Consider the following 3,798-nt stretch of genomic DNA (forward strand, 5'->3'; position numbering starts at 1 on the left):
GGGGCCCGGTGAGAGGATGGTCGAAAACGTACGCTAAGCGTCGCGGCCTTGCTGGTGGAGGCGCAGCGGCCTGAACCGTTCGCGGGGCTTGTCGATTTCGGCCCAGAGATAGTCGCCGGTGAGGCCGACATGCTCCCAACCCAGCGGGGCGACGTGGGCGAGCAGGTCGTCGGGCACCGCGACGCCGCTGCCGCGCAGATGGCGGATGGCGCGATCGAGATAGACGGTGTTCCACAGCGTGACGGCTGCGGTCACGAGGGTCAGGCCGGAGGCGCGATGGCGCTGGTTCTCGAAGGTGCGGTCGCGCAACTCGCCGAGGCGGTTGAAGAAGATGGCGCGGGCGAGCGCGTTGCGGGCCTCGCCCTTGTTGAGGATGCTGCCGGTCCGGCGTCGCTGGCCGGGATCATCGAACCAGTCGAGCATGAACAGGGTGCGCTCGACCCGCCCGATCTCGCGCAGCGCACGCGCCACGGGGTTCTGGCGCGGATAGCCCGCGAGCTTGCGCAGCATGACCGAGGCGCTGACGGTGCCGGCCCGGATCGAGGCGGCGAGCCGGAGCGTCTCGTCCCAGTCCGCCTCAATGGCGCGGACGTTGACCGGCCCGGCGACGAGCGGGCGCAGCGTCGGCCACGGGTCGAGCGGCGACAGGCTGTACAGCCGGCGCTCGTTGAGATCGCGGATGCGCGGCGCGAAGCGGAAGCCGAGCAGGTGGCACAGGCCGAAGACATGATCGACCGCACCCGCGGTGTCGGTCGCATGCTCGCGGATGACCAGGTCGCTCTCATGATCGAGCAGCCCGTCGAGGACATGGGCGGCCTCGCCGGCATTGGCGGCGATGACCTTGGTGTGGAACGGCGTGAAGCGGTCGGTGACGTGGGTGTAGAACAGCACCCCGGGTTCGGTGCCGTAGCGGGCGTTGCGATCGGCGCGCGCCTCGCCCTGTCCACCGGCGCAGAAGAACTGCCCGTCCGACGACGACATGTCGCCCGGGCCCCAGACCGCGGCGAGCGGGTGCGCGGTGTGGCAATCGACGATTGCCGCCAGCGCCGACAGGTAGGTCTCGTCGCGCACATGCCATTCCGCCGTCCAGCGCAGGCGCGGCAGCGTCAGCCCGCGCGAGCTTTCCGCCATGCGCCCGAGGCCCAGGTTGGTCGCGTCGGCGAGGATCGCGCCCATCAGCGCCGACGGGTCGGAAGCGGGTACGCCGCTGCGGGCATGGACGAAGCAGTCGGCGAACCCCGACCAGGCGGCGACCTCCACCAGCAGGTCGGTGATGCGGACACGCGGCAGCATCGCGTAGAGCCGGCTCTTCAGCGCCTCGGCCTCGTCGGACGGGGAGCGCCGGATGGGTGAGATCAGCAGCTGCCCGCGCTCGATCGTCACGTCGACCAGCCCACCGGCTGCGGCGGCGCGCTCCACCTCGGTCATGCGCCGGGCCAGGAGCGTGCGGCGCTCCTCATGCCATCGGGCAAACCCAGGCGCCGCGGCGAGGCGCAGGTCGCCATCGGCGCGCATCGTCTCGAACGCGGGCACCGGCAGCAGATAATCGTCGAGCGTGCGATAGGCCCGGCTGCCGTCCACCCAGATGCTGCCCGAGGCCAGCCGCTCGCGTAGGTGGACGATCACCGCGATCTCGTAGGCGCGCCGGTCGATTGTCCCCTCGACCGGCTGCACGACCTTGCGCCACCGCGGCCTGATGAAGCTGGTCGGCACCCGCTTCGGCAGGACCGATCGACCGTCGCGGTGCATCGTCCGCAGCGCCTCGATCGCACCGAGCAGCGGATCGCCCGACCGCGCCGTGCGGAAGTTGAAGGCAGTGAGGAAGGTGGGGGCGAACCGCCGCACGGCGGGATAGCGCTCGACCACGTCCTCCAGGCCGTCATCGGTCGAGCGCGTCAGATCCTCGGCGACGCGGATGCTGCTTTCAAGCCGGTCCCACCCCACCCTGTCGTCGATCGTGCGGAAGGGGTCGTGCCCGGTCGCGCGGGCATCGACCAGCAGTCGGCCGAGCCGGGCATGGAAGCGGGCCGTTTCCTTCAACATCCGCGCCTGCCCGAGCAGCCGGTCGGAGCGGGTGCGGTCGGCACGGCGGAACAGCGCGCCCACCATCTTCTCGACCATGACCAGGGCGGCGTCGGTCAGCGCCGCCTCCATCTCGATCATGGAGGCGACCAGCATGGCGAGCCGGCGCGGGCGTTCCAGGCGGCGCAGATGCTGGGCGGTGACGAGGCCGGCGGTGCGCGCGATGACGGCGTAGCGGGCGGCATGGATGCGGCGTGCCCCGTCCGCCGCGATCCCGATGGCGCGCACCGCGTCGAGCCGTTCGACGATCCCCTTCAGGTTGGCGGCCGACGGCGCCTCCGGCCACTCCCGTATCCAGCCGAGCCGGGTGCGGCCGTCGTCGTCCGAGGCGATCAGGCGATCGAGCGCCGCTTCCTGCTCGGCCGGGCAGTTTTGGATCAGCCCGGCATGGGCGGCCTTGCGCGCCCGGGTCCGTACGATGAGCGCCAGCCGTTCCAGCGTCGATGCGGCCGGCAGCACGATCCGGCCCAGCCTCAGCCGATCGACCATGCCGGCGACGATCGTCTCGCCCCGGTCGGTCGAGGCGGCGATCTCCGACCCCACCGCCAGCATCGATCGCACGTCCGCCCCCTCGAAGGCGCGCAGGCCGAGCCAGGCTTCGATCTCGGCGCGATGCTCGCGCAGCGTCGTCGGGCGGGCGGCATAGCTGGCGAAGTCGGTGGCATTGCATCCGATCTGACCGGCGAGCAGGTCCAGCATCGCGTCGGGCACCGCCTCACCCGCCACCAGTGCGCGTCCGGGATGACGGAGATAGCAGAGCTGCACCGCATGGCCGATCCGGTTCGGACCTCGCCGACGCCGTACCACCTGCACGAGATCGTCCGGACCGAGGGTGTAGAGTCGTTCGATCGTCGCGTGATCGGCAGGCGGGTCGAAGATCGCGGCGCGCTGCGCCGGTGACAAGATAGTCTTGGCCGGCATCCGCTTCCCATCCGTCACGAAACAGAAATGCGGGCCTGTTCACGGAGCGTAGACTACAAGACGAGTTGTGTGACATTATGCTGACCGATCGGCGGGCAATGCCGCTCCGTCACGCAGACGGACGTATGAATGACGACCGTGATCGGCTACGCCCGGGTGTCGAAGGCCGACGGCAGCCAAGTGCACGACCTGCAGCGCGACGCACTCGTCGCGGCCGGCGTCGATCCCGGGCACATCTACGAGGATGCCGCCTCCGGTCGGCGCGACGATCGTCCCGGGCTCGAGGCCTGCCTCAAGGCGCTACGGACCGGCGACACGCTGGCGGTGTGGAAGCTCGACCGGCTCGGCCGCGACCTGCGCCACCTCGTCAACCTGGTCGGGGATCTCACGAAGCGCAACGTCGGGCTGAAGGTGCTGTCGGGCGAAGGCGCCTCGATCGACACCACCACGGCCAACGGCCGGCTGGTGTTCGCCATCTTCGCCGGCTTGGCCGAGTTCGAGCGCGAGTTGATCTCCGAGCGCACGAAGGCCGGGCTGGCCGCGGCTCGCGCTCGCGGCCGCAGGGGCGGTCGCCCCTTCAAGATGACGCCCGCCAAGCTGCGCCTGGCTCAGGCCGCGATGGGAAACCCCGAAACCTGCGTCGCCGACCTCTGCGTGGAACTCGGCATCACCCGGCAGACCCTCTACCGGCACGTCACGCCCAAGGGGGCGATCAGGCCAGACGGAGAAAAGCTCCTCGCCCGCACCGGTCGGCGGGCTTAGCGTACGTTTTCGACCATCCTCTCACCGGGCCCC

Annotated in this window: 2 protein-coding genes; one reads left to right on the plus strand and one right to left on the minus strand. The window is 70.5% G+C overall.

The window, feature by feature from the left end:
- Nucleotides 1-33: 33 nt before the first annotated feature.
- Nucleotides 34-3,003 (minus strand): Tn3 family transposase, encoded by a 2,970-nt coding sequence (locus ME121_RS32440; RefSeq protein ID WP_059410308.1) that lies wholly within the window; start codon nt 3,001-3,003, stop codon nt 34-36.
- Nucleotides 3,004-3,132: 129 nt separating this feature from the next.
- Here ME121_RS32440 and ME121_RS32445 point away from each other — a divergent pair, with 129 nt between their 5' ends.
- The gene (locus tag ME121_RS32445) at nt 3,133-3,765 is read left to right on the plus strand and encodes a recombinase family protein (protein WP_053620541.1); all 633 of its coding nucleotides are present in this window, start codon (nt 3,133-3,135) and stop codon (nt 3,763-3,765) included.
- The last annotated feature ends 33 nt before the right edge of the window (nt 3,766-3,798 follow it).

It is taken from the genome of Methylobacterium sp. ME121, assembly GCF_000974725.1.
In the GTDB taxonomy this organism is placed as follows: Bacteria; Pseudomonadota; Alphaproteobacteria; order Rhizobiales; family Beijerinckiaceae; genus Methylobacterium; species Methylobacterium radiotolerans.

Bases quoted from the DNA above. Each gene is read 5' to 3' on its own strand.
- ME121_RS32445 (WP_053620541.1), top strand. From the start codon at position 3,133: ATGACGACCGTGATCGGCTACGCCCGGGTGTCGAAGGCCGACGGCAGC.
- ME121_RS32440 (WP_059410308.1), bottom strand. From the start codon at position 3,003: ATGCCGGCCAAGACTATCTTGTCACCGGCGCAGCGCGCCGCGATCTTC.